Origin of the sequence: Pseudoduganella sp. OTU4001 (genome assembly GCF_038440195.1) — a bacterium.
GTDB lineage: Bacteria > Pseudomonadota > Gammaproteobacteria > Burkholderiales > Burkholderiaceae_D > Rugamonas.
On the sequence record NZ_JASATG010000021.1, the window covers coordinates 1 to 25258 of the forward strand.

Genomic DNA, 25258 nt, shown 5'->3' on the forward strand with positions numbered 1-25258 from the left:
GGGGGGCGGCGGGGGCCCCCCCCCCGGGGGGCCCCCCCCCCGGGTTCCGGTTTAGAGGTTCGGCGCCAGCCAGCGTTCCAGCTGGTCCTTCTCCACGCCACGGCGAGCGGCCATGTCGTTGACCTGGTCCTCGTTGATCTTACCGACGGTGAAGTACTTCGACTGCGGGTGCGCGAAGTAGAAGCCCGACACCGCAGCCCCCGGGAACATCGCGAACGATTCCGTCAGCTCCATCCCGATTTCCTCAGCCGCCAGCACACGGAACACATCCTTCTTCACAGTGTGCTCAGGGCAGGCCGGATAACCCGGCGCCGGACGGATACCCTTGTACTCTTCCTTGATCAGCGCTTCATTCGACAGCGCCTCATCCGCCGCATAGCCCCACAGGTCCTTACGCACGCGTTCGTGCAGGTACTCCGCAAAGGCTTCCGCCAGACGGTCCGCCAGCGCCTTCAGCATGATCGACGAATAGTCATCGTGCGCATCTTCAAAGCGCTTCTCATACTTCTCGATGCCCAGGCCCGCTGTCACAGCGAACATGCCGATGTAATCCTGCTTGCCCGAAGCCTTCGGCGCAATGAAGTCTGCCAGGCACTGGTTAGGGCGCTGCACGCCATCGATCACCGGCTTCAAACCCTGCTGGCGCAGGCCGTAGTAGGTAAACGCCACTTCCGAACGCGTATCGTCGGTGTAGATTTCGATATCGTCCTCATTGACCGAGTTGGCAGGCAGCAGCGCGATCACGCCGTTGGCGGTCAGCCAGCGGCCCTCGATGATCTTCTTCAGCAGGGCCTGGCCTTCCTCGTACACCTTGGATGCCGCTTCGCCGACCACGGAGTCGGTCAGGATGGCCGGGAACGGACCCGCCAGGTCCCAGGTCTGGAAGAACGGACCCCAGTCGATGTAGTTGGCCAGCGTGGCCAGATCTACATTCTTGAACATGCGGCGGCCGACGAACTTCGGCTTCACCGGCGCAAAGTCCAGCTTCATCTTGTTGGCGCGCGCGGTTTCCAGCGACACGGTCGGCAGCGCCTTCTTGTTGGCGTGCTGTTCGCGGATACGCGCATAGTCGTGGTCCAGTTCTTCCACGAACTTGTTGCGCTGCTCGTCGGTCAGCAGCGACTGCGCCACCGAGACTGAGCGCGAAGCATCCGGCACGTACACCACCGGACCTTCGTAGTTGTGGGCGATCTTCACTGCGGTGTGGGCGCGGCTGGTGGTCGCGCCGCCGATCAGCAGAGGGATCTTCAGCATGCGGAAGTGCTCGTCGCGCTGCATCTCCTTCGCCACGTGCGCCATTTCTTCCAGCGACGGCGTGATCAGGCCGGACAGGCCAATGATGTCCGCGTTCTCCGCCTTGGCCTTGGCCAGGATTTCGGAGGCCGGCACCATCACGCCCATGTTCACCACTTCAAAGTTATTACACTGCAGGACCACGGACACGATGTTCTTGCCGATATCGTGCACGTCGCCCTTCACGGTGGCGATGACGATCTTGCCCTTCGGCTTGGCGACGATGCCGGTACGGGCTTCCTCCGCCTTCTTTTCTTCCTCGATGTAAGGGATCAGGTGGGCCACGGCCTGCTTCATCACACGCGCCGATTTCACCACCTGCGGCAGGAACATCTTGCCCTGGCCGAACAGGTCGCCGACGATATTCATGCCGTCCATCAGCGGGCCTTCGATCACATTGATCGGGCGGCCGCCGGAGGCGAACACCTGCTGGCGCATTTCTTCCGTATCGTCGGTGATGAACTGGGTAATGCCATGCACCAGCGCGTGCGCCAGGCGCTTCTCGACCGGCGCGTTGCGCCATTCCAGGTTGGCCGCTTCCTGCTTGGCGCCGCCCTTCAGCGAGGCCGCGAATTCGATCATGCGCTCGGTGGCGTCGTCGCGGCGGTTCAGCACCACGTCTTCCACGCGCTCGCGCAGCTCCGGCGACAGGTCGTCATAGACGCCGATCATGCCGGCGTTGACGATGCCCATGGTCATACCGGCCTTGATGGCGTGGTACAGGAACACGGTGTGGATCGCCTCGCGCGCGGGGTCGTTGCCGCGGAAGGAGAACGACACGTTCGACACGCCGCCGGAAATCTTCGCGTGCGGCAGGTTGTTCTTGATCCAGCGCGTGGCTTCGATGAAGTCCACGGCGTAGTTGTTGTGCTCTTCGATACCGGTTGCGATGGCGAAGATGTTCGGGTCGAAGATGATGTCTTCCGGCGGGAAGCCGACCTTGTCCACCAGCGTGCGGTAGGCGCGCTCGCAGATTTCGATCTTGCGCTGGAAGGTGTCGGCCTGGCCCTTCTCGTCGAAGGCCATGACGATCACGGCGGCGCCGTAACGGCGGCACAGCTTGGCCTGGCGCAGGAATTCCTCCTCGCCTTCCTTCAGCGAGATCGAGTTCACGACCGCCTTGCCCTGCACGCACTTCAGGCCCGCTTCAATGACCGACCACTTGGAGGAGTCGATCATGATCGGCACGCGCGAGATATCCGGCTCGGACGCGATCAGGTTCAGGAAGCGGGTCATGGCGGCCTGGGAATCCAGCATCGCCTCGTCCATATTGATGTCGATGACCTGGGCGCCGTTTTCCACCTGCTGGCGCGCGACGGACAACGCCTCGTCGTACTGCTCGTTCAGGATCATGCGCGCGAAGGCCTTGGAGCCGGTCACGTTGGTACGCTCGCCCACGTTGACGAACAGCGAGTCGTCGTCGATGGTGAACGGCTCCAGGCCGGACAGGCGCTGCGCCACCGGCACATGCGGCACGGCGCGCGGCTTGGCGGTCGACAGCAGCTTGGCGACGGCGGCGATGTGGTCAGGCGTGGTGCCGCAGCAGCCGCCAGCCACGTTGATGAAGCCCGCGTCCGAGAATTCGCGCAGCAGGCGCGCGGTGTCGGCCGGCAGCTCGTCGAAGCCGGTGTCGCTCATCGGGTTAGGCAGGCCGGCATTCGGATAGATACAGACGAAGGTATCGGCGATCTGCGACAGCTCCTCTGCGTAAGGACGCATCAGGGTTGCGCCCAGCGCGCAGTTCAGGCCAATGGTCAGCGGCTTGGCGTGGCGCACCGAGTTCCAGAAAGCCGGCACAGTCTGGCCGGACAGGATACGGCCGGAAGCATCGGTCACGGTGCCCGAGATCATCAGCGGCAGGCGCTCCTTGTCCTGGTGCTCGTCGAAGTACTGGTCGATGGCGAACAGCGCCGCCTTGCAGTTCAGGGTATCGAAGATGGTTTCCACCAGCAGCACGTCGGCGCCGCCATCCACCAGGCCGCGCACCTGCTCGTAGTAGGCGGTGACCAGCTGGTCGAAGGTGATATTGCGGGCGGCCGGGTCGTTCACGTCCGGCGAGATGGAAGCGGTCTTCGGGGTCGGGCCCAGCGCGCCGCAGACGAAGCGCGGCTTATCCGGAGTGGAGTACTTGGCGGTGGCGGCTTTCGCCAGCTTGGCCGCTTCCACGTTCATTTCATAGGCCAGGTGGGCCATGAAGTAATCGTCCTGCGCGATGGTGGTGGCGCCGAAGGTATTGGTCTCAATCAGGTCCGCACCGGCCGCCAGGTAGCGCTCGTGGATCTCCTGGATCACGTGCGGCTGGGTCAGCGTCAGCAGCTCGTTATTCCCCTTGACGAACAGCTCGCGATGACCGCTACCGGCCGGCGCCGCGAAATCGGCGAAGCGCTCGCCGCGATATGCCTTCTCGTCCAGCTTGTACTGCTGGATGATGGTACCCATCGCACCGTCCAGGAACATGATGCGCTTCGCGAGGATCTCGCGCAGCTGGGCTTCGGTCTTGGAGGTCGGACGGGTGGTGTTGGTCATTTTGATATCGCGGGTTGGGCAACGTGGACCTGAAATTATACGGCAAAGCAGCATTTTCTTCCTGCAAGCCCTTGTTTCTCCGCGAAAAATTCTGTCCACTTCGGGGTCAGGAACAAAAGTGGACAAAACTTGTCATTTAGCCATAAATGTCGCAATTCGTTCCTGACCCCAGGATGACATTTGTGTCGGGAATGCACAAATCTTGTGTTGCCAGGCGGCTACCAAATGGCTGGCTGGCGGCCTACGATGGCTCCATCAACCAACCACTTGAAGGAGTCACAAAATGCCTATCCTGAATATCACCGTCAGCGGCACCCCGGACAAAGTGCCTGCCAAAAAAGTGAATGACCTCCTGATGAAGCACACCGGCGCCATCTTGCACAAAGCACCGGCACTGACGGCCATCGCTGTCCACTACACGCCGCGCGAGCAGTGGTTCGTGGGCGGCGAGTCGCTGGCGGAGCTGGGCAAGTCGAGCTTCTTCTTCGATATCAAGATCACCGACGAAACCAATACCGCCAACGAGAAGGCGGCGTATATCGCGGCGGTGTACAAGGACTTGCAGGAGCTGCTGGGCGAGCTGCATGAGGTGAGTTACATCCACATCGACGACGCGCGCCCAGCCGCCTGGGGCTGGGGCGGACTTACGCAGCAATTCCGGGCAGTGCAGAAGATGCTGATGTAAAGACTGCCTTGTCGATCACGCGCCGTTTTTCCGAGCGATGGCCTTTGGTGAATTTCCATTGCAGGCGGCGCAGCAGCAGGTCCTCGGCGCCAAAGCAGGCGAGCATGCGGCCGGCGCTCGGGCGGCGGCCGCTGATCGTGATGCATAAAACACCGTCCACGTCGCGCATGCGGCGGAAACGCAGGCGCTTCCAGTTTTTCAGCGGCATGCCGCCCACATCCTGGAACAGCAGGGTGCCGATGGTGTGCGCCGAGCCGTGCGAAATTCCGGTCGCGCCGGCAATTGCCATTGCAAGCGATTCCTCCTCCCTGCGCTGCGCTGCATCCTCATGAAACTGGCTGACGGAGTAGGGCGCCTTCGACTGGTCCATCCCAATTTCATGGCGGAAGATCATGTGGCGCAGCGGCCGATAGGGATGGCCGAACCAGGCACGGAAACGAAATGTGCCGCCCTGGTGGTAGTCGGTGGTGAAATTGCATTCGCCACCGGGCCCGGCACGCTTCACTTGCCCATGGTCCGCGTAGTCGTGCAGCTCGCGGTAGCGCGCTTCGACCAGTTCCAGGAATGAGGAGGCATTCATATTGGCCTTTCTTCTTTATACATGGCGGCCGCGTAATCGACGAAGGCGCGTACCTTCGGCGACAGGTGGCGGTTCTGCGGGTAGAGGGCGTACAGCTCGCGCGGCTTGGCGGTGTAGCCGGGCAGGACTTCCATCAGCGCGCCGCTGGCCAGTTCTTCGCGCAGGATGAAGGCGGCGGCGTTGGCGATGCCAACGCCTGCCACCGCTGCGGCGCGCAGGGCGATATTGGTGTTGGCTTGCAGCGTGCCGCGCACGGCGACGGTCTGCTCGGCGCCATCCGGACCGGTCAAGGTCCATTCATTGGGGCGGGCGGCGCCGGTGTAGACCAGGCAGTTGTGCTGTACCAGGTCGGACGGCGTGGCTGGCGCGTCGTGCTGGCGCAGGTAGGCGGGGCTGGCAGCCAGCACCACCTTGCTGGTGGCCAGACGGCGGGCGACCAGGGTCGAATCGGGCAGCTCGCGCGCCAGGCGCAGGGCGACGTCAAAGCCGTCCTCGATCAAATCCACCATGCGGTCGTTGCACACCAGGTCCACCTGCAGGCTTGGGTAGCGCGCCAGGAAGCCCGGCAGCCATTGCGCGACTTCGATGGTGCCGAAGGCCATCGGCGCGTTGATGCGCAGCGTGCCGGTGGGCTCGGCCTGGTGCCGGCCGACGTTGCGGTCGGCATCGTCCAGGGTGTCGAGCACCTGGCGCGCGGCTTCGTAGTAATCGCGGCCGGCGTCGGTCAGGGCGAAACGGCGCGTAGTGCGGTTCAGGAGCTGGACGCCGAGATGCTCCTCGAGCTGGCGCACCTGGCGGGAAACGATGGTGTGGGAGATGCCGAGGGCGTCGGCGGCAGCCGTGAAGCTGCCCATTTCAACCACGCGGCGGAGCGCGCGCAGCGCCGCGAGTTGGTCCATTTACTGGAAACGCTGCCCGTCGAGCGGGAAGCCTTTGATGAATTCCGCTGCGGGCAGGCGTTTGCCGCCCGGTTTTTGCAGCTGCGTCAGGCGCAGGGCGCCTTCGCCGCAGGCAACGATGATGCCGTGGTGGGCGTCGGCGGCAATCACCTGGCCCGGGGTGGCGTTGCTGCCTTCATCCAGTACTTCCGCACCCCACAGCTTGATGACTGTGCCAGCCACGTCACCGTGCGCACCAGGGAAAGGATTGAAGGCGCGGATCTTGCGGCTGATCTCGCGCGCAGGCTGGGTGAAGTCCAGCGCCGCTTCTTCTTTCAGGATCTTGTTGGCGTAGGTGACGCCTTGCTCCGGCTGCGGCACGGCTTCCACCACGCCTTGTTCCATCTTGCGCAGCACCTTGACCATCATCCTGGCGCCCATGGCGGCCAGCTTGTCGTGCAGGGTGGCGGTGGTGTCCTGGGCGGTGATCGGAGTGCGCTCGATCAGCAGCATCGGGCCGGTGTCCAGGCCTTCTTCCATTTGCATGATGGTGACGCCGGTTTCGGCATCGCCCGCTTCGATCGCGCGGTGGATCGGGGCGGCGCCGCGCCAGCGTGGCAGCAGCGAGCCGTGGATATTCAGGCAAGGCTTGATGTCGAGGGTGGAGCGCGGCAGGATCAGACCGTAGGCGGCCACCACCATCACGTCGTAATCGGTGGCCAGCAGGCGTTCGTGGGCGGCTTCGGCTTCCGCTGCGCGCTGCGGGTCCTTGGCGTCCATGCGCAGCGACAGCGGTTGCAGCACCTCGATGCCGTGCTTGACGGCATATTGCTTGACCGCCGACGGCTGCAGCTGCATGCCGCGGCCAGCCGGGCGGTCAGGCTGGGTCAGTACCAGGGGAATCTCGAAACCTGCTTCGTGCAGGGACTGGAGGGCAACCGCCGCAAATTCAGGCGTGCCCGCGAAGATCACTTTCATGCTTCCCCCCGCTGGTATCAGTAACGGCGACCGGAGGCGCGCAGCGCTTCTTCGCGCTGCATGCCACGTTCTTCTTTTTGCAGTTTGGTCTTGATACGATTGCGTTTCAAGGGAGACAGGTATTCAACGAAGACCTTACCCTTCAGGTGGTCCATTTCGTGCTGGATGCAGACTGCCAGCAGGCCGTCGGCTTCCAGTTCGAAGGCTTCGCCCTTCACGTTGAAGGCGCGCACTTTCACCTTGGACGGGCGCTCGACGCCGTCATAGATGCCAGGCACGGACAGGCAGCCCTCGTCGTACACCTGCTTGTCTTCGCTCGACCACAGGATTTCCGGATTGATGAAGGCGGTCAGGCCGGTTTTGTCTTCAGTCGTATCGATCACGACGACCTGCTCGTGCACGTCGACCTGAGTGGCGGCCAGGCCGATGCCTGGTGCGTCGTACATGGTTTCCGCCATGTCTTCCACCAGTTTGGCCAGGCGCTCGTCAAATACGGCGACGGGTTTGGCGACCTTGTGCAAGCGGGGATCAGGGTAGCGGAGAATATTCAGTTTCACGGGTAATATCTTAGTCAAACGACAATAAATGTGCGGCGAATGTGCGGGAAAGGGCCCATATTACGTGTGCACGGTTGCTCCTGTGACACGATTTCCTTGCTTGATCAGGGTAATATGGGCAGAATTTGATTCAGTGAGGCAAGCCTTTCAGGCCTTCCGTCATTGCCGCACCTAACGGATATATCAATGAAAAATTTTAGCACAAGCAGCAGCCGCCTGTTGGCCGCCGCCCTGTTTTGCGGTGTGACGGCCGTTTCGGCCCAAGCCAAACCGCTCGTCTGCGAATTCAAGCCTAACGCTCCTGATAGCCACACTGTGGTCAAGGGCGACACCCTGTGGGGCATCGCCGGTACCTTCCTCGACAAGCCATGGTGCTGGCCGCAGGTATGGGGCATGAACAAAGAAGAAATCGCCAATCCGCACTGGATTTATCCGGGCCAGATCGTCTGGTTCGACCGTGAAGCCGGCCGCTTGCGCCTTGGCAATAAAGTCGGTGGCGATGGTTCCGCCGGTGGCGCCGGCGATATGCGCCTGTCGCCACAGCTGCGCATGCAGGGCCTGGGCAAGGATGCGGTGCAATCGATCCCGTCCGGCGTGATCGAGCCGTTCCTGAGCCAGCCGCTGATCATCGAGGAAGATGAACTGAAGAATGCGCCGCGCATCATTGCCACGCGCGGCAACCGGGTCTACCTGGGCAAGGACGACAAGGCCTATGTGCGTGGCGACCTGAAAGGCGGGACCTCGTTCCAGGTGTTCCGCCCTGGCAAACCGCTGAAGGACCCGATCACCAAGGCGGTCGTGGCGCAGGAGGCCTTCTACCTGGGCACGCTGAAGCTGGATGCGCCGGCCGAGGCGGGCAGCGATGTCCACACTTTCAAGGTGCAAAGCGCCAAGGAAGAAATGGGCAAGGGCGACATGCTGATGGCCATGCCGCCGATGCCAATGCAGAACTACGTGCCGCACCCTCCGGAAATGGAGGTCAATGCGCATGTGCTGGCGGTCTACGGCGGTGTCACGCACGCCGGCCAGAACCAGGTTGTCAGCATTAATCGCGGAAAGGTTGACGGACTCGATATCGGATCTGTGCTGCAGCTGTACCATCGGGGTGACACGGTGAGCGATCCGGGCGGCGATAAAGGCTGGCACGGCTTGCGCGATCCGAAGGTCAAGCTGCCGGATGAACGTGTGGGCAGCTTGTTTATCTTCCGCGTGTTCAAGCATGTGTCGTACGGCTTGATCATGCAGGTGACTGAACCGATCGTTGTGGGGGATGTCGCCAAGACAGCGGAGTAATTCCCATGGCCGTGCAGGACACGGACGCCCCCATCCCCGCCTGCCAGGATCCCGACAGCCTGGCAGTCTGGCTGCGCCTGGCAAACTCGCCGGGCGTCAGCCATCACGCAGCGTATGAGCTGCTGCAGTTTTTCCAATCCCCTCAAGCTGTTTTTGCCGCCGCCAACGAGCGCCTGGCCGGGCCGCCTGCGTGCAGCGACGCCGAGCCGCCAGCGCCCGCCGCCGGCACCCGGCCGCGCGGGCTGCTGCGCTTCGAGGCGGCCGACGACCCGGACGACCCCGGCGGCGCGACGCTGATTTCGCGCGCGGCGGCCCGTCTGCTGGCCGGCCCGATGCCTGACCGCATCCGTGCGCTGGCGGAAACCACGTGGGCCTGGGCGCAGCAACCCGGCAACCACCTGGTCCTGCTGGGCTCGCCCGACTACCCGCCCAGCCTGCGGCATATTGCCGATCCGCCGCTCGTGCTGCACGCCAAGGGCGACATCAGCCTGCTCCAATGCGAGTCCGTGGCGGTAGTGGGCGCTCGCAACGCCACTACCCAGGGCAAGGCCAATGCACGGCATTTTGCCGAGGCGCTGTCGCAGGCGGGAATGCTGGTGGTCTCCGGCCTGGCCCTGGGCATCGACGCCGCCGCGCATGAAGGCGGCCTGGCGGGCGGCAGCGGCACGGTGGCTGTCATCGGCACCGGCATCGACCGCATCTACCCGCGCCGCAACGCCGCCCTGGCGCACCGCATCGCGGAGGAGGGCTGCCTGCTTAGCGAATTCCCGCTTGGCACGCACGCCCAAGCGCGGAATTTCCCGATCCGCAACCGCATCATCGCCGGCATGGCGCGCGCCACCCTGGTGGTGGAGGCGGCACAGCGCTCCGGCTCCCTGATCACGGCCCAGGCAGCGGCCACGGCGGGGCGCGACGTCTACGTGCTGCCCGGCTCGATCCACGCGCCGCAAGCGGTCGGCTGCAATGCCCTGATACGCGGCGGCGCAACGCTGGTCGCGAGCGCGGAGGACTTGCTGGAAGACCTCGGTTTGCGCAAGCCGGGCGCGCCTGCCGCGATCGAACTGGACGAGCTGGCGGACAGCCTGCTGAAGGCGCTGGGCCATGACCCGATTGGCGCCGATGAACTTGCTACAAGGTTGCAACTTGACCCAAGTGACATGCAGGCAAGCTTGTTAACATTGGAACTGGCCGGTGTGGTGGAAAGGCTGCCTGGCGGTGTTTTTCAGCGTTTGAAGGCACCTTGAACCGCCGCGAAGCTTGTGCCGGGCGCGCAGAAGCTGCTAAAGTAGCGCCATGTTTGACATCCTGGTTTACCTGTACGAGACCTACTACCGCCCTGATGCCTGCCCAGAACCTGCAGCATTGGCAAAGAAACTCTCCGCAGTCGGTTTCGACGACGTAGAGATTTCCGAGGCGCTGGTCTGGCTGAACGATCTTGCCGCCATGGCTGGCGTCGAGCAGTCGTTGACGTCTGCCTCCACGGGCACGCGCTTCTACGTGCGTCAGGAACTCGATGTACTCGGCGCTTCCGCCATCGGCTTTATCCAGTTCCTGGAGAGCGCCGGCCTGCTGTCCCCGCTGCAACGTGAAATCGTCATCGAACGCGCCCTGGCGCTGGACGAGGCGCCGGTTTCGCTTGGCAAGCTGAAAATCATTGTGCTGATGCTGCTGTGGAGCCAGGGCAAGGAGCCGGACGCCCTGATGTTCGACGACCTGTTCGGCGCCGAGGAAGACCAGGCGCCACGCCTGTTGCACTGAGCACACTCTTGCCAGCGTTACCCTGCGCCGGCCATTTCCGTATTAATATTCGCTCCAAAGTGACTTTACAAAGAAGTCACTTTGACATCGCTTACTTACTAATGTTGTATGATGCGCCCTGCCGCATACACCGACGAGAACTATAAATATGAGTAAAGCCCTCATCATCGCTGAGAAACCTTCTGTCGCGAACGACATCGCGAAAGCCCTTGGCGGCTTCAGCAAGCACGATGAGTATTTCGAATCCGACGACTACGTGCTGTCCTCCGCAGTGGGTCACCTGCTGGAAATCGCCGTGCCTGAAGAGCACGACGTCAAGCGCGGCAAATGGACTTTCACCCATTTGCCGATGATCCCGCCGTACTTTGCGTTGAACCCGATCGCCAAGACGGAATCGCGCCTCAAGGTGCTGAACAAGCTGATCAAGCGCAAGGACGTCACCACCCTGATCAACGCATGCGACGCGGGCCGCGAAGGTGAACTGATCTTCCGCCTGATTGCGCAGAATGCCAAAGCCAAGCAGCCGGTCAAGCGTTTGTGGCTGCAGTCGATGACGCCGAACGCGATCCGCGACGGCTTCACCCACCTGCGCAGCGACGAGGAAATGCTGCCGCTGGCCGACGCGGCGCGCTGCCGTTCGGAGGCGGACTGGCTGATCGGCATCAACGGCACCCGCGCCATGACCGCCTTCAACTCGAAAGAGGGCGGTTTCTACCTGACCACCGTGGGCCGCGTGCAGACGCCGACCCTGTCGATCGTGGTCGAGCGTGAAGAGAAGATCAAGAAGTTCGTGTCGCGCGACTATTGGGAAGTGCGCGCTGAATTCGTGTGCGCCGCCGGCGTGTACGAAGGCCGCTGGCTCGACACTAATTTCAAGAAGGACGAGCACGATCCGGAGAAGCGCGCCGAGCGCCTGTGGAGCAAGGCGGCCGCCGATTCGATCGCGCTGGCCTGCAAGGGCAAGCAGGGCAATGTGACCGAGGAGTCGAAGCCGACCACCTCAATGTCGCCTGGCCTGTTCGACCTGACTTCGCTGCAGCGTGAAGCCAACTCGCGTTTCGGCTTCTCGGCCAAGAATACCCTGGGCCTGGCGCAGGCGCTGTACGAGAAGCACAAAGTGCTGACTTACCCTCGTACCGATTCGCGCCATTTGCCGGAAGACTACCTGCCGACCGTCAAGGACACGCTGGACGTCCTGAAGGAAAACCACAATTACAACCAGTTCGCCAAGCAGATCCTGGACAAGGGCTGGGTCAAGCCGAACAAGCGTATCTTCGATAACACGAAGATCAGCGACCACTTCGCGATCATCCCGACCGGCATCCAGCCGAAAGGCCTGAGCGAGCCTGAGCAAAAGCTGTACGACCTGGTGACGCGCCGCTTCATGGCGGTGTTCTTCCCGGCCGCGGAATTCCTGGTCACCACCCGCTTCACCGAAGTGGCCGGCCACCAGTTCAAGACCGAGGGCAAGGTGATGACCAACCCGGGCTGGCTGGCGATCTATGGCAAGGATGCCGCAGGCGACGACGAGAAGGATGGCGCTGGCGGCAACCTGGTGGCTGTCGCCAAGGGCGAGAAGGTGCAGACCGAGAAGGTTACGCCGAACGGCCTGGTGACCAAACCGCCTGCACGCTATACCGAAGCGACCCTGCTGTCGGCCATGGAAAGCGCGGGCAAGCTGGTGGACTCCGACGAGCTGCGCGATGCAATGGCCGGCAAGGGCCTGGGCACGCCGGCCACGCGCGCGGCCATCATCGAAGGCCTGCTGACGGAGAAATACCTGCTGCGCGAAGGCCGCGAACTGATGCCGACCGCCAAAGCGTTCCAGCTCATGACGCTGCTGCGCGGCCTGGGCGTGAGCGAGCTGACCGCGCCGGAACTGACCGGTGAGTGGGAATACAAGCTGTCGCAGATGGAGAAGGGCAAGATTTCGCGTGAAGAGTTCATGCGCGAAATCGCCCAGATGACCCAGATCATCGTCAAGCGCGCGAAAGAGTACGACAACGACACCATCCCGGGCGATTACGCGACGCTGCATGCGCCGTGCCCGAATTGCGGTGGGGTGGTCAAGGAAAACTACCGCCGCTTCGCCTGCACCAAGTGCGAGTTCTCGATGACCAAGGTGCCGGGCGGCCGCCAGTTCGAGATCGAGGAAGTGGAACAGCTGCTGCGCGACCGCACCATCGGCCCTCTGCAAGGTTTCCGTTCCAAGATGGGCCGTCCGTTCGCGGCGATCCTGCGTATCGTGAAGGACGACGAAATCAAGAACCACAAGCTGGAGTTCGATTTCGGCCAGAACGATGAGGAAGGCGAGGAAGGCGAGGGTGTCGACTTCACCGGCCAGACGCCGGTCGGTCCGTGCCCGAAATGCGCCGGCAACGTCTACGAGATGGGCCTGGCCTATTCCTGCGAAAACCAGGTAGCCAAGCCGAAGACCTGCGATTTCCGCTCCAGCCGCATCATCCTGCAACAGGAGATCCTGCCGGAACAGATGTCCAAGCTGCTCAACGAGGGCAAGACCGACCTGCTGCCGGGCTTTATCTCGCAGCGTACCCGCCGGCCGTTCAAGGCCTTCCTGGTGCGTGGCAAGGATGGCAAGATCAGCTTCGAGTTCGAGCCACGCAAGGCCAAGCTGGATGCTGCGGCCAAGAAGACCGCGGCCAAGGCCGATGTCGGCGAAGCGGGTGTGGACGAGGCTCCAGCCAAGGCCAAGCCGGCCGCCAAGGCTGCGGCGAAGAAGGCGCCAGCCAAAAAGGCTGCGGCCAAGAAGCCGGCAGCCAAGAAGGCAGCCGCCAAAAAGACCGCAGCAGCGGAATAAAACAACGGGACCCTTGCGGTCCCGTTTTACTTTGTACGACTACATGAAGAATTTCCGCACCCCGGCGCTGCACGCCATTGCGGCAGCGGCGTTGGCCGCCGCGGCGCCAGCGCAGGCGGCCGTCGAACGCATCGAGATCACGGAGCGCGTGCCGTTTGCGCCGGGCGTCAAATTCGGCGAGGCGGGCGAGTATGAGAAGCTGCGCGGCATTGCGCACTTCGCGCTGAACCCGAAGGCCACACCCAACCTGTCCATCGTCGACCTGAAGCGCGCGGCGCGCGACAAGCGCGGCATGGTGCGCTTCTCCAGCGAATTCGTGCTGCTGCGGCCCGTGACCGGCCGCTCGAACACCCTGGTGTACGACGTCAACAACCGTGGCGGCATCGCGATGCTGGGCCAGATCAACGGCAAGAGCCCAAAGAACAACGACCCCACTACGGCGGAAGACGCGGGCGACGGCTTCATGATGCGCCACGGCTTCAGCATGCTGTTTTCGGCCTGGACCTGGGACGTGGCGCCGCAGCCGGCAGGCGCGCGCCCGCTGGTGTTCAAGCCGCCGGTGGCGAAGGGCGTGCGCGGTATAGTCGCCAACGAATTCATCGTCAACGCCGCCGCTGACGTGGCAACCTACGCCGGCATGCGAGGCCTGACCTACGAGCCGGCCACGCAAGACGACCCGCACGCCGTGCTGACCGAGCGCATCAGCCAGGGCGGCGAGCGCAAGGTGCTGCCGCGCGCACGCTGGCAATTCGTCGTGCCGGAGCAGGCGGGCGGCCCGGGCCGCATCAAGATCGAAGGCGGTTTCCAGCCGGGCAGGATATATGAAGTGCGCTACGAGGCGAAAGACCCGCGCGTCACCGGCGCAGGCCTGGCCGGCATCCGCGACCTGCTGGCGTGGTTCCGCGACAATCCGGTGGAAGACGTGATGCCGCCCAAGAATGTGCTGATCTTCGGCATCAGCCAGTCGGCGCGCGTGATCGGCCGCATGATGCACGATGGCCTGAATGTGGACGAGCAAGGACGGCTGGCCTTCGACGGCGCCTTCCTCGAAGTGCCGGGCGCCGGCGGTTCGGCAGGCTTCAACGGCCGCTTCGTGCAGCCGACGCGCCATCCTTCGATGCTGGAGGAGCACGATTACCCTGCGGACGCCTTCCCGTTCACCAGCGCGCCTTCGCGCGACCCGGTGACCGGCCGCGTGGCCTCCACGCTGGACAAGGCCAAGGACAAGCGCGGCCGCCTGCCGAAAATCGTCATCGCCAACACCTCGACCGAATTCTGGAACCGCGGCGCGTCGCTAGTCACCACCGCGCCGGACGCCAGCGGCGATGTCGCACCGGCTTCCAATGTGCGCGTGTACGGCTTCATGGGCGCCCAGCACTACGTCGGCCGCTCGCGCAACCGCGCCCCGTTCACCGCTTGCGTCTCGACCACCAACCATTACCTGCCGATGCGCGCGTTGATGCTGGCGCTGGATGCGTGGACCACCAAAGGCACGCCGCCGCCCGCCAGCGCCTACCCGCGCCTGGAAGACGGCACGCTGGTGACGGTGGAGGCTTACCGCAAGGCTTTCCCTGCCGTGCCGGGCGTCACGCCGCCGGAACAGAACCTGCGCGAGCCGCGCCTCGACTACGGCCCGCGCTTCCCGCTGCAAGGCATTGCGGACATCGTGCCGCCGCTGCAGAAGATCGCGTATGAAACGCGCGTGCCGGCGCCGGATGCCGACGGCAACGACCGTGGCGGCGTGCGGCTGGTGGAGATGCAGGCGCCGCTCGGCACCCACACGGGCTGGAATTTGCGCGCGCCGGAAACCGGCTTTGGCGGCTTCACCTCGCGCTTCGACGGCAGCTTCGTGCCGTTTGCGCGCACGGAAGCGGAGCGCAAGGCCGCCAACGACCCGCGCCCAAGCCTGGAGTCGCGCTACGCCAACCGCGAAGCATTTATCGCCGCCACCCGCGCCGCCGCCGAACGCCAGCTGGCAGCACGCCTGCTGCTACAGGAGGACCTGGAGCGCATCATCACCGAGCGCGCGGGCCTGTACGACCGCATCCTGGCGCGCGATCCTGCGGACCAGGGCTGCGGCTACCTGTTCGCCGCGCCCTGAGCGGCAGGCGCAGCGTCCAGCCGCACATTGAGCAGCGAATACGCCTCCGCCACGTCGGAGGCGTAGCCGACGCTGGCCGTGTCGCGCGTCAGGCGGAAATGGAAGGAGGGCTGCGGCGGCACAGCGCGCGGGTCGCCGGCGGCGATGCCCAGTGCTTCCTGCTGGTCGCCATCCATCAGCTTTTCCATCAGTTCGACAATCGCGTTGTTGGCCAGGATGTCGTTGGCGTAGGCTGGGCCGCGCAGGGCTGGCCGTGCCGCGTCCAGGCGGCCGTTGATCTTGTCCGGCGCGGGCGTGTGCCTGCCGGTGGCGAGGTCGTAGCGGTCGCCGCGATCGAGGTAGCTCAGGCGGGCGTTGCTGACGTTGAACGGGCCGGGCGCGGCGCTGGCTTGCGTCAGGTCGGCCATCAGCACGCCCTTGTAGCCGACCACTTCCAGCTCGCGCTGGGCGCGCACTACGACCGCCGTGTTTTCGTCCACGCCGATGCCCAGCTTGTAGCCCGCCTGCAGCATGGCCGGCAGCATGCGCGCGAAGCGGCCGCGCACCAGGAAATGCTGGTCGATGAAAACCTGTTCGCCAATGAAGCCGAGGCCGGGCGCCAGGTCGCGGCCAGGCGTCAGGCCCTGCTGCAGCATGGCCAGCGTCGGGCGCGGGGCATGGAACATGGTGCTGGACATGATGGCGGCGCCGGCGCTGGTGCCGGCGATCACGCCGCCGCGCTGGTAGACGTCCCACACCGCTTGCAGCACGGCGCTGCGGCTGCCGTCGGGGCGCAGCAGCGCTTGCGTGACCAGGGCCTGGTCACCGCCGGCGAAGTAGACGCCACCGGCGCCGCGCACGGCTGCCACCAGTTCGGCGTCATCGGCGCGGGCGCGGTAGTCGCTGCCCGCCAGGCGCACCGCCACCGGCACCACGAAGGCGTCGGCGCCGTAGCGCTTCAAGGTGGCGGCGATGTTGGCGCCGGAGCGCTCCGGACGCGCGGCGGCGCTGGGCATGACCGCGATGCGCGCGCCGGGACCGCCCGCCAGGGCGACGATGCGTTGCCACACCTCCGCCGTGTCGGGCCGCAGCGCGCCGCCGATGATGACCAGCGCACCGGACGGCGCGGCAGCGGCGGGGAGGGCCGCTGCCGCCAGCAGGACGCCGGCGGCTTTGAGGAACTGACGGCGCATCAGCGGAAGCTGTAGTTAGCCGACAGGAACAGCGAGCGTCCGCGCGAATCCGTGTAGTTCGGATCGTAGCCAGCCAGGAAGCTGTAGATCTGGTTCGAACGCGGCGGATTGGTGTCGAACAGGTTGCGGATGCCGCCGCGCACGCGCAGCGCCTTCGACCAGGCGTAGCTGCCGGTCAGGTCCCACAGCTGGTAGGCCTTGACCCGGCGCTCGCTGCCGTCCGGATTCGGATTCTGGTCGCGGTAGTGCGAGTAGAAGGTCTGCTGCAGCGTCGCCGACCATGGACCGTTGTCATAGTCGAGGCTGAGGGTATGGCGCCAGCGCTGCACCACCTGGTCGTTGGCGAACACGCCAGCGCCGTTGACTTCCGGTGCATCGTCTTCACGGGTCTTGTAGTCCAGCACATAGGTGCCGGTCAGGCCCACCCCCACGCGGCCCCAGCTGCTGGCCGCGCTGCGCCAGTTGATGCCCAGGTCGAGGCCCGAGGTTTCCAGCGAGCCGATATTGCGCAGGCGCGAGTCGATCGACACGATCGGGCCCGGAATGCCTGGCAATGCAGGATCGGCCGCGTCGCGCACGATGTAGGCCGCATTGCGCACCGGATCGCTGAAGTAGGAGCCTTCGGGCGCCACGATCACGTCGTTCTTGCGGATCTTCCAGTAATCCAGCGTGGTGGTCAGGTTGCGCTGCGGTTCAAACACGACGCCGGCCGAGAACTGCTTCGAGGTCTCTGGCCTCAGGCCGGCACGGCCGCCCAGCAGCTTGTCCGGCTGCAGGCCGCAGTAGTCCGGATTGTTGGTGTTGTCGAACTTGGCGGTCTTGATACAGCCCAGCGGGTCGTCGTAGATGCCGTTGGTCTGGCCGGTGCGCGGCGGGTTGTACAGGTCCGACAGCGATGGCGCGCGGAAGCCTTCGCTGTACGAGGTGCGCAGCACCAGCTCCTTGGCCGGCTGCCAGCGCAGGCCGAATTTCGGGTTGGTGGTGCCGCCGAAGTCGTCGTAGCGGTCGTGGCGCAGGGCCACCTGGGCTTCGACGCTGGTCATGAACGGCAGGTTCAGTTCCACATACGCCGCCTTCACGGTGCGCTCGCCGGCAAAGGCCTGCGCTGCGCCGTCGCCGCGGATCTCGCCTGCCGCCAGCAGGGCCGAAGGCGTGAAGCGCATCTTCTCCTTGCGGTATTCGCCGCCGACCGCGATGGCGGCGTTGCCGCCAGCCATGGCGAACAGGTCGCGCGTGGCCTTGGCATCGAACACATTGGTGGTGCCGCGCGACTGGCGTGCCGCGTCGTTGATCTTGGCGGCCTTCAGCAGGGCCTGGCCATCCGCGCCGGAAGCGCCGAACGGGTTGATCTTGCCGGTGGCGAAGGCGGTGTCAAAGGCGCTGGTGCGTACATAACCGTCGATGTACTGGTCGTCCACGGTGTTGACGCTGTGGTTCAGCGCCGTGTTGTAGTCCCAGCCGGCCAGGGTGCCTTTGGCGCCCAGCACCAGGCGCTGCGCGGTGGACTCGACTTCGTTGGTGCGGTTGCCGCCTTCCTGCAGGCGCATCGACACGCGCAGGTCGGTCTTGTTGGTGGTGATCAGGCTGTGCGGATAGTACTGGCCGGCCAGCGGGTAATTCAGGTTGGTGATGGTCAGAGGGCTGATGCGGTAAGTGCTGCGGGTGACGTTGTGCAGCGCTTCGGCGAACAGGGTGTGGCCGTCGCCCAGTTCCAGCTCGCCGCGCGTCAGCAGCGACAGGCGCTTCGATTCAGGGAAGATCTCGGTGTCCTGCATGTAGTCGTACAGGCAGGCCTGGCTGCCGACGAAGCTGCCCGGCGCATACACGGTGGCTGGCGGGTTGCAGTTCGGCGCCGAAGGATTCAGGCGCGGGCCGGTCGGCGAACCGTTCGGGCGCACGCGGCGCACATTGGCCGGGAAGGTATTGGAGCTGCCGACGTCGAGGTTGATGTCCGGCTGGTAGGCCGAACCGATCCAGTCGCGCTGGCCCGAGCGCAGCGGCTTATTGTCCTGGTAGTCCAGCACGGCGAACACGTTGTAGCCTTGCTCGGTCAGTTTGCCGGTGCCGCCCGACAGGGTGGCCATGGTCTTGCCGGCGCCGCCGTGCTGGGTGGCGCTGCCGTAGATGCTGGCGTCGGCGCCGATATAGTCGGCGCGGGTAATGAAGTTGATCACGCCGCCGATGGCGTCGGTGCCGTAGATGGCGGAGGCGCCGTCCTTCAGCACTTCGACGCGGGCAATCGCGGCGGCCGGGATGGCGTTCAGGTCGACGCCGGCATTGGCGCCGGGCGAAGCAAAGTTGGCCAGGCGGCGGCCATTCAGCAGCACCAGGGTGGACGAGACGCCGATGCCGCGCAGGTTGGCGCCGTTGAAGCCGCGCTGGCCCGAGATGTCGCTGAAGCTGGCGCCGTCGGTCAAGCCGGCCGCGCTGGCCGACACTTTGCCCAGCAGTTCTGCGGCGGTGGTGACGCCGGATTTGTCGATGTCTTCGCGGCGGATCACCTGCACCGGCAGCGCGGTTTCCGCGTCCAGTCGCTTGATCGAACTGCCGGTGATTTCCACCCGCTGCAGCTTGCTGTCTTCAGCCTGTGCCTGCGCCGAACCGGCCGCGCCCAGTGCCACCGCGCCAAACGCAAGGCGCAACAATCCCGCCAGCACCGTTGGTGCCGGAACCTGTATCTGCTTCATTACACTCTCCTGTTATCGATTCTTCTTGGGTTTCACTCTCCCGGCCTCTGCGCCGTACAGATAGGCGGAGATAGCTTCGGTGAGGCGGGCCGCCTTCTCGACGTTGTCCTTGTTGGACACCATCAGCGTGGCAACCAGTGCTTCAATCAGCGCCAGGGCGGCGCTGGAGCTGCTTGGCAGGACCGGGTGGGTGGCTTGCGCAAACAGTGCGACATCGGCCAGCTCCGCCAAAGGCGAAGCCGGCGAATCGGTGAGCGAGACGATGCAGGCGGAGCGGCTGCGGGCAAAGCCGGCCAGGCGGATCACGTCCAGCGCGTAGCGCGGGAACGAGATCACCACCAGCACATCGTCGGGCGTGATATTGGCGAGATGGCCGGCGGCCACTTCGGTGCCGCCGTGGCCGGCCACTTCCACCACATGCTGGCAGAACGGCTGCAGGTGCAGCGAGAGCAGGCCGGCCAGGTGCGAAGACAGGCCGAAGCCCATCACATAGACGGTGCGCGCGCGGGTCAGCTTCTGCACCACTTTATCGAGACCGGCTGGATCGATTGCCTGCGCCGTGGCGCCGATATTGGCGATCGTGTATTCCAGGCTTTCCGCCGCCGGCGTGCCGCGGCCCTCGCCGCGCTCGATGCTGCTGCGCAGCTTCTCGACCGGCTGCAGGATGCCCTGCATGGTGGCGGCGATCTCGCCGCGCATGGCGGCGTAATTGGCGAAACCGATATCGCGTGCAAAGCGGCTGGCCGTGGCGTTGGAGACGGCGCAGTGTTCCGCCAGTTCCTCGATGCCGAAAGCGGTGACGCGCACCGGATTGCGCAGCACGAAGTCGGCGATGGTACGGCTGGAGGCCGAACCTTCATTAAGCACGCGCTTGAGCTCCTGGCCCAGCGGGGACTGGGCGAAGGCGACTTCCGGCGAACTGGCTTCGTGGGCGATGGACGATTTCATGTAAGCGAATTTTCAAATAATGGAAAGATGAAAATTTATCCGATATCGGAAATGTACGCACATCGAATTGAAAACTCAACAGATTTATGAAAATTTATTTTCAAGTGTGCACTTTATGAAAAAAATGATACATAATCGGTCGATGCAAACAATTCGACACCCGATCAGTGCATCCCACGGTAGCGTGCACTCCGAACTGACCAGCTACCGTTTCGGCCAGCCCGGCGGCCGCAAGGCCTATATCCAGGCGGCGCTGCATGCCGATGAAGTGCCGGCCATGCTGGTGGCGCAAAGCCTGCGCACGCGCCTGCAAATGCTCGAACAGCAGGGCAGGGTGCTGGGGGAGGTGGTGCTGGTGCCGGCCGCCAATCCGCTCGGGTTGGCGCAGGTGATCAACGAGCGTCCGTTCGGCCGCTTCGACCTGGCCACCGGCATCAATTACAACCGCGGCTATCCAGCGCTGGGCGCGCCGCTGGCGCAGGCCCTGGCCGGCCAGCTGGGACCGGACGCCGACGCCAATGTGCGCCTGGTGCGCGCCCGGCTGCGCGAACTGGTGGAAGCCTGGCCGGCCTCCTCGAACGTGAACCAGCTGAAGAAAACCCTGCTGGGCATGGCGATCGATGCCGACGTGGTGCTGGACCTGCATTGCGATAACGAGGCCGCCCTGCATATCTACGCCAGCAGCCACCAGGTCGCCGAGCTCGAACCGCTGGCGCGCCTGATGCAGGCCAGCGCCCTGCTGCATAGCAGCGTGGCGGGTGGCGACCCATTCGACGAAGCCTGCTTCCGCCCCTGGTCGGAACTGGCCGCGCAGCTGGGCGCACAGACTCCGCTGCCGCTGGCCTGCCTGGCCGCCACCATCGAGCTGCGCGGCGAAGTGCAGGTCGATTACGCCACGGCGGCCAACGACGCTTATGCGATCCTGCGCTACCTGGCGCTGCAAGGCATCCTGCAGCTGGATGAAAGCGGGCTGCCGCCGGCAAGCTGCCGCCCAACGCCGCTGGAAGGCACGCAGCGCCTGGATGCGCCGCACGCCGGCATGCTGGTCTACCTGCGCGCGCTGGGTGACCAGGTGGCGGCCGGCGACGCCATCGCCGACCTGATCGACCCCACCAGCGGCGAAACCACCACGCTGCGTGCGAGCGTGGATGGCGTATTTTTTGCACGTTTATCGCACCGCTACGTGATTCGCGGCATGAATGTCGGTAAGATCGCCGGTGTCCAACCTTTCCGAGAAGGCAACCTGTTAAGTCTATGAAAAAACTGAAGCTGCCCAACACCTTCGTGCTGCTGTTCCTGATCATGGCGATGATCGCGCTGGCGACCTGGCTGGTCCCCGGCGGCAAGTACGAAACCCACCTGGTCAACGGCAAACAGCTGATCAACCCGGACACCTTCCACTACATCGACAGCAAGCCGCAAGGCCTGGCCGCTTTCCTGATGGCGCCCATCAAAGGCTTTGCGGAAGCGGGCCTGATCATCGGCTTCGTGCTGCTGACCGGCGGCGCCTTCAACGTGCTGCATAAGACCGAAGCGGTGGACGCCATGATCAAGTCGATCGCCAAGGCCCATTCGAGCTCGCGGCTGGTGCGCGTGGCGCTGATCCCGGTGTTCGTCACGCTGTTCTCGATCGGCGGCGCCACCTTCGGCATGAACGAGGAGGCGATCCCCTTCATCCTGATTTTCGTGCCGCTGGCGCTGGCGCTGGGCTATGACTCGATTGTCGGCGTGTCGATCCCGTTTGTCGGCTCGCAGGTCGGCTTTGCCGCCGCTTTCCTCAACCCGTTCAACGTCGGCATCGCACAAGGCATTGCCGGCGTGCCGCTGTTCTCCGGCATGGGCTACCGCGTGATCGTGTGGCTGATCGCAACCGTCGTCACGATTGCCTTCCTGATGTGGTATGCGGCGCGCATCAAGCGCCATCCGGAAAAGAGCCCGACCTTCCTGCTGGACCAGGAGAAGCGCAGCGAGGGCACCATCGATTTCGGCAACTTCGAAGGCATGACCACGCGCCACCGCCTGGTGCTGTGGGTCTTCGCCGCCACGCTGGGAGGCATGGTGTTCGGCGTGGTGAAATTCGGCTGGTTCATCGAGGAGATTGGCGCGCTGTTCCTGGCCATGACGGTGATGGTGGCGCTGATCGGCCGCCTCAGTTCCGACGCGGCGGTGGCGGCGTTCGTACAGGGCTCCAAAGACCTGGTCGGCACCGCGCTGGTGATCGCGCTGGCACGGGCCACCATGGTGCTGGCGCGCGACGCGCAGATCATCGACACCATGCTGCATGGCCTGATGCCGCTGGTGGCCTCGTCCTCGCCGGTATTCGCGGCGCAAAAAATGTTCCTGATCCAGTCGGTGATCAACTTCTTCATCCACTCCGGCAGCGGCCAGGCCGCGCTGACCATGCCGATCATGGCGCCGCTGGCCGACCTGGTGGGCGTGACGCGCCAGACCGCCATCCTGGCCTTCCAGTTCGGCGAATTCACCACGCCGATGATCCCGACTTCCGGCATCACCGTGGGTGTGCTGGCGCTGGCGCGCATCCCGTGGCTGACCTGGGCCAAGTGGATGGTGCCGCTGCAGCTGATCTACCTGGTGCTGGCTTTGGTGTTGCTGGTGCCGCCGTGCCTGATGAACTGGTAGGATGGCGGGCATGGAAACCATCAAACACCCGATCTCCGCGCCGCACGGCACGGCGCACTACGAACTGACCAGCTACCACTTCGGAAAGCCGGGCGGGCCGAAGGCCTATATCCAGGCCGCGCTGCATGCGGACGAGGTGCCGGCCATGCTGGTGGCGCAGGAGCTGCGCAAGCGCCTGACGGCCCTGGATGCAGCGGGCAAGGTGCCGGGCGAAGTGATCCTGGTGCCGGCCGCCAATCCGATCGGCTTGACGCAGGTGATCAACGAGCGCCCGTTCGGGCGGTTTGACCTGAGCAACGGCATCAATTTCAATCGCGGCTATCCGCACTATTTCGAGCAGCTGAAAACACGCCTGGCCGCGCCGGGGCAGCTTGGCGCCGACGCCGACGCCAACGTGCGCACCATCCGCCGCCACCTGCGCGAGCTGGTGGCACAGTGGCAGCCCACGTCCGATGCCACCACGCTGAAGAAAAACCTGCTGCAGATGGCGATTGACGCCGATGTGGTGCTGGACCTGCATTGCGAAAACGAGGGCGAGCTGCACCTGTACGTCGGCACTTCGCTGTGCGGCGTCGCGCAGCCGCTGGCCAACCTGATGGGCGCCTGCGCCGTGCTGCACACCACCGGCGCCGGCGGCGAACCGTTCGACGAAGCCTGCAGCCGCCTGTGGTGGGATCTGGCCGATCATTTCGGCCCGCAATTCCCGATCCCTTCCGCCTGCATGGCCGCCACGGTCGAACTGCGCGGCGAAACTTCGGTCAGCTACGAGCTGGCAGCACGCGATGCGGAAGCCATCATCGGCTACCTGGGCGTGCGGGGCATGGTCGATGCGGGCGACGTTGCAGTGCCGGAGCAGGGCTGCGCGCCGACCCCGCTGGAAGGTACGCAGCGCGTCGATGCGCCGCATGCGGGCCTGCTGGTCTACCGCCGCGAGGTGGGCGACGTGGTGCGCGCCGGCGACGTGATTGCCGACCTGGTCGACCCGGTGACGGGCGAGACCACGCCGCTGGCATCGCAGGTGGACGGCGTGCTGTTCACGCGCCTGTCGCACCGCTACATCATCCGCGGCATGAACGTGGCGAAAATTGCCGGCGCCACGCCATTCCGCAGCGGCAGCCTGCTCAGTCTCTAAGGCGTTTCGACCGTCACATTCTCGCGCGCCGCCGTGGTGGAGGCGATCACGCGCCACAGCCCGGTCGGCAAACGGCGCCAGACGGTGATGTCGGCGGCTTTGTGCGGCTTGCCGGTGGCGCGCGCCAGGAATTCGCCGCAGGAGATTTCATACTGGATGCGGCCGTCGTCCAGCACTGTGCGGCTGCTGCTCACCGGGACGCCGGCCTCGCGCCACCAGTCTTCATCGTAGCTGCCGTCCACGCCTTCCTCATGCAGCGCGTCGGCTCCCTCGAAGCGCATGAAGCCCGCATCCAGCTCGGGACTGACGAAGGGGTAGGCGATCTCGGGGCGCCATTCGCAGCGCTCGCCCTCCACCGCGGTGGTGCCGGCGAAACCGGTCACCGCCTTGCGGTCGGCAGGAATGCGCAGGTCGATATGGAAGTCGGCGGCCTGGAACCACCATACCGGCGTTACCAGGTCGCTGCTGCCGTTGCTGCGCCAGATGCCCTTGCGCCGCCACAATCCTTCATATGCCTGCGGGACGCTCATTTCAGGTCGCCGGTTTCAAAGTAGATGGTGCCGGCGATGGCCGCCAGATTGGCACGCAGGCCCAGGGCGAGGGCATCGTTGCCCGGCTGCTGCATGCCCCATTTGCGGACGTTGAACGAGGCCGTCGGCGCGCCAGGCGCCGCGTTGTAGGCCACGATGTGGTCATAGTCCGGGCGGGTATTGATTTCCTTCACCAGGAAGCGCTGCTTGCCGCTGCCAATCTGCATATAGCGCGACAGGCTGGCGTCGAGCGGCTTGTCGCTCAGCTGGCGGAACACCAGCACCTTGTCGATGACTACCCTGGCGCCTTTGTACTGGGTACTGCCGCCGCGTTCGAAGTGTCCCTGCACCAGGTCGGCGCGGAACTCCTTGCGCGGTTTTTCGGCATTTGGCGCGAGGGTGCTCAACTCAAATTTCTCGGGATCGATGGTCCACAGCGCGGTCTTGCCGTCCAGCCGCTTGCGCAGCGCAGCATCGGTGGCCTTGTCCGCGATATGGATCTGCAGGATGACCTGGAAGTCATGCGGGGCGTGGAACATCGGCAGGTGGGAGGCGTACAAGCCTTCCTGCCCGCCGAACAAGGCCATGCCGTGGGTGCCGTAAGTTTTATCCGCCGCGTGCAGCGGAAGGGTGCAAAGCGCAAGCAAGGCGCCCGCGAATACGCGTCGTAATGGGTTCATCC

At 64.6% G+C, this 25258-nt stretch carries 19 protein-coding genes; 9 read left to right on the forward strand and 10 right to left on the reverse strand.

Features of this window, described 5'->3' with window-relative positions:
• Positions 1-51: 51 nt before the first annotated feature.
• Positions 52-3819 (reverse strand): methionine synthase, encoded by a 3768-nt coding sequence (metH, locus tag AAHE99_RS18000; protein ID WP_342118720.1) that lies wholly within the window; start codon positions 3817-3819, stop codon positions 52-54.
• A 283-nt stretch (positions 3820-4102) separates the two neighbouring features.
• On the opposite strand from metH, the gene AAHE99_RS18005 reads away from it, so the two are divergent.
• Positions 4103-4504 (forward strand): tautomerase family protein, encoded by a 402-nt coding sequence (locus tag AAHE99_RS18005; RefSeq protein ID WP_342118721.1) that lies wholly within the window; start codon positions 4103-4105, stop codon positions 4502-4504.
• Here AAHE99_RS18005 and AAHE99_RS18010 read toward each other — a convergent pair.
• From AAHE99_RS18010 to def, 4 genes are read right to left on the reverse strand one after another with little or no spacing between them, the layout of a single operon-like run.
• Entirely contained in the window at positions 4464-5084 is a 621-nt protein-coding gene (locus AAHE99_RS18010) for a hypothetical protein (RefSeq protein WP_342118722.1), read from the reverse strand. The two genes, AAHE99_RS18005 and AAHE99_RS18010, sit on opposite strands and share 41 nt — an antisense overlap.
• Entirely contained in the window at positions 5081-5983 is a 903-nt protein-coding gene (locus AAHE99_RS18015; RefSeq protein ID WP_342118723.1) for a LysR family transcriptional regulator, read from the reverse strand. Before AAHE99_RS18015 ends, AAHE99_RS18010 begins: the two co-directional genes overlap by 4 nt.
• On the reverse strand, positions 5984-6940 hold the full coding sequence (gene fmt, locus AAHE99_RS18020) for a methionyl-tRNA formyltransferase (RefSeq protein WP_342118724.1): 957 nt from the start codon (positions 6938-6940) through the stop codon (positions 5984-5986).
• A gap of 17 nt (positions 6941-6957) precedes the next feature.
• Positions 6958-7497 carry a peptide deformylase gene (def, locus tag AAHE99_RS18025; protein WP_342118725.1) on the reverse strand — a complete coding sequence of 180 codons (540 nt, stop codon included), beginning with the start codon at positions 7495-7497 and terminating at the stop codon, positions 6958-6960.
• Positions 7498-7683: 186 nt separating this feature from the next.
• Between def and AAHE99_RS18030 the strand changes: the two genes are divergently transcribed.
• The 5 genes from AAHE99_RS18030 to AAHE99_RS18050 all read left to right on the forward strand — a co-directional run bounded on the left by AAHE99_RS18030 (position 7684) and on the right by AAHE99_RS18050 (position 15467).
• Positions 7684-8790, forward strand: a complete 1107-nt coding sequence (locus tag AAHE99_RS18030; protein ID WP_342118726.1) for a LysM peptidoglycan-binding domain-containing protein — start codon at positions 7684-7686, stop codon at positions 8788-8790.
• 5 nt (positions 8791-8795) lie between these two features.
• Positions 8796-10034 carry a DNA-processing protein DprA gene (dprA, locus tag AAHE99_RS18035; protein WP_342118727.1) on the forward strand — a complete coding sequence of 413 codons (1239 nt, stop codon included), beginning with the start codon at positions 8796-8798 and terminating at the stop codon, positions 10032-10034.
• Positions 10035-10083: 49 nt separating this feature from the next.
• Positions 10084-10548, forward strand: a complete 465-nt coding sequence (locus AAHE99_RS18040) for a DUF494 family protein (protein ID WP_342118728.1) — start codon at positions 10084-10086, stop codon at positions 10546-10548.
• 148 nt (positions 10549-10696) lie between these two features.
• A complete protein-coding gene (locus AAHE99_RS18045; RefSeq protein WP_342118729.1) occupies positions 10697-13366 on the forward strand; it encodes a DNA topoisomerase III in 2670 nt (889 codons plus the stop codon).
• Between the two features lie 43 nt (positions 13367-13409).
• Complete coding sequence (locus tag AAHE99_RS18050; RefSeq protein ID WP_342118730.1) at positions 13410-15467, forward strand: alpha/beta hydrolase domain-containing protein; 2058 nt, start codon at positions 13410-13412, stop codon at positions 15465-15467.
• Here the strand turns inward: AAHE99_RS18050 and AAHE99_RS18055 are convergent.
• The 3 genes from AAHE99_RS18055 to AAHE99_RS18065 are packed head-to-tail and all read right to left on the reverse strand — an operon-like array spanning position 15446 to position 20274.
• Entirely contained in the window at positions 15446-16639 is a 1194-nt protein-coding gene (locus tag AAHE99_RS18055) for a cyanophycinase (protein ID WP_342118731.1), read from the reverse strand. The two genes, AAHE99_RS18050 and AAHE99_RS18055, sit on opposite strands and share 22 nt — an antisense overlap.
• Complete coding sequence (locus tag AAHE99_RS18060; RefSeq protein WP_342118732.1) at positions 16639-19326, reverse strand: TonB-dependent receptor; 2688 nt, start codon at positions 19324-19326, stop codon at positions 16639-16641. Before AAHE99_RS18060 ends, AAHE99_RS18055 begins: the two co-directional genes overlap by 1 nt.
• 12 nt (positions 19327-19338) lie before the next feature.
• Positions 19339-20274: a MurR/RpiR family transcriptional regulator gene (locus AAHE99_RS18065; protein ID WP_342118733.1), complete on the reverse strand. Its 936-nt coding sequence runs from the start codon at positions 20272-20274 to the stop codon at positions 19339-19341.
• A 142-nt stretch (positions 20275-20416) separates the two neighbouring features.
• Between AAHE99_RS18065 and AAHE99_RS18070 the strand changes: the two genes are divergently transcribed.
• Genes AAHE99_RS18070 through AAHE99_RS18080 form a run of 3 tightly spaced genes read left to right on the forward strand, consistent with a single transcriptional unit; the run spans position 20417 to position 24046 of the window.
• Entirely contained in the window at positions 20417-21532 is a 1116-nt protein-coding gene (locus AAHE99_RS18070; protein WP_342118734.1) for a succinylglutamate desuccinylase/aspartoacylase family protein, read from the forward strand.
• On the forward strand, positions 21529-22914 hold the full coding sequence (locus tag AAHE99_RS18075) for a YfcC family protein (protein WP_342118735.1): 1386 nt from the start codon (positions 21529-21531) through the stop codon (positions 22912-22914). Before AAHE99_RS18070 ends, AAHE99_RS18075 begins: the two co-directional genes overlap by 4 nt.
• A gap of 10 nt (positions 22915-22924) precedes the next feature.
• Complete coding sequence (locus AAHE99_RS18080) at positions 22925-24046, forward strand: succinylglutamate desuccinylase/aspartoacylase family protein (RefSeq protein ID WP_342118736.1); 1122 nt, start codon at positions 22925-22927, stop codon at positions 24044-24046.
• Here the strand turns inward: AAHE99_RS18080 and AAHE99_RS18085 are convergent.
• A complete protein-coding gene (locus AAHE99_RS18085) occupies positions 24043-24576 on the reverse strand; it encodes a hypothetical protein (RefSeq protein WP_342118737.1) in 534 nt (177 codons plus the stop codon). The genes AAHE99_RS18080 and AAHE99_RS18085 overlap by 4 nt on opposite strands.
• Positions 24573-25256, reverse strand: a complete 684-nt coding sequence (locus tag AAHE99_RS18090; protein ID WP_342118738.1) for a hypothetical protein — start codon at positions 25254-25256, stop codon at positions 24573-24575. Before AAHE99_RS18090 ends, AAHE99_RS18085 begins: the two co-directional genes overlap by 4 nt.
• Between the last annotated feature and the right edge of the window lie 2 nt (positions 25257-25258).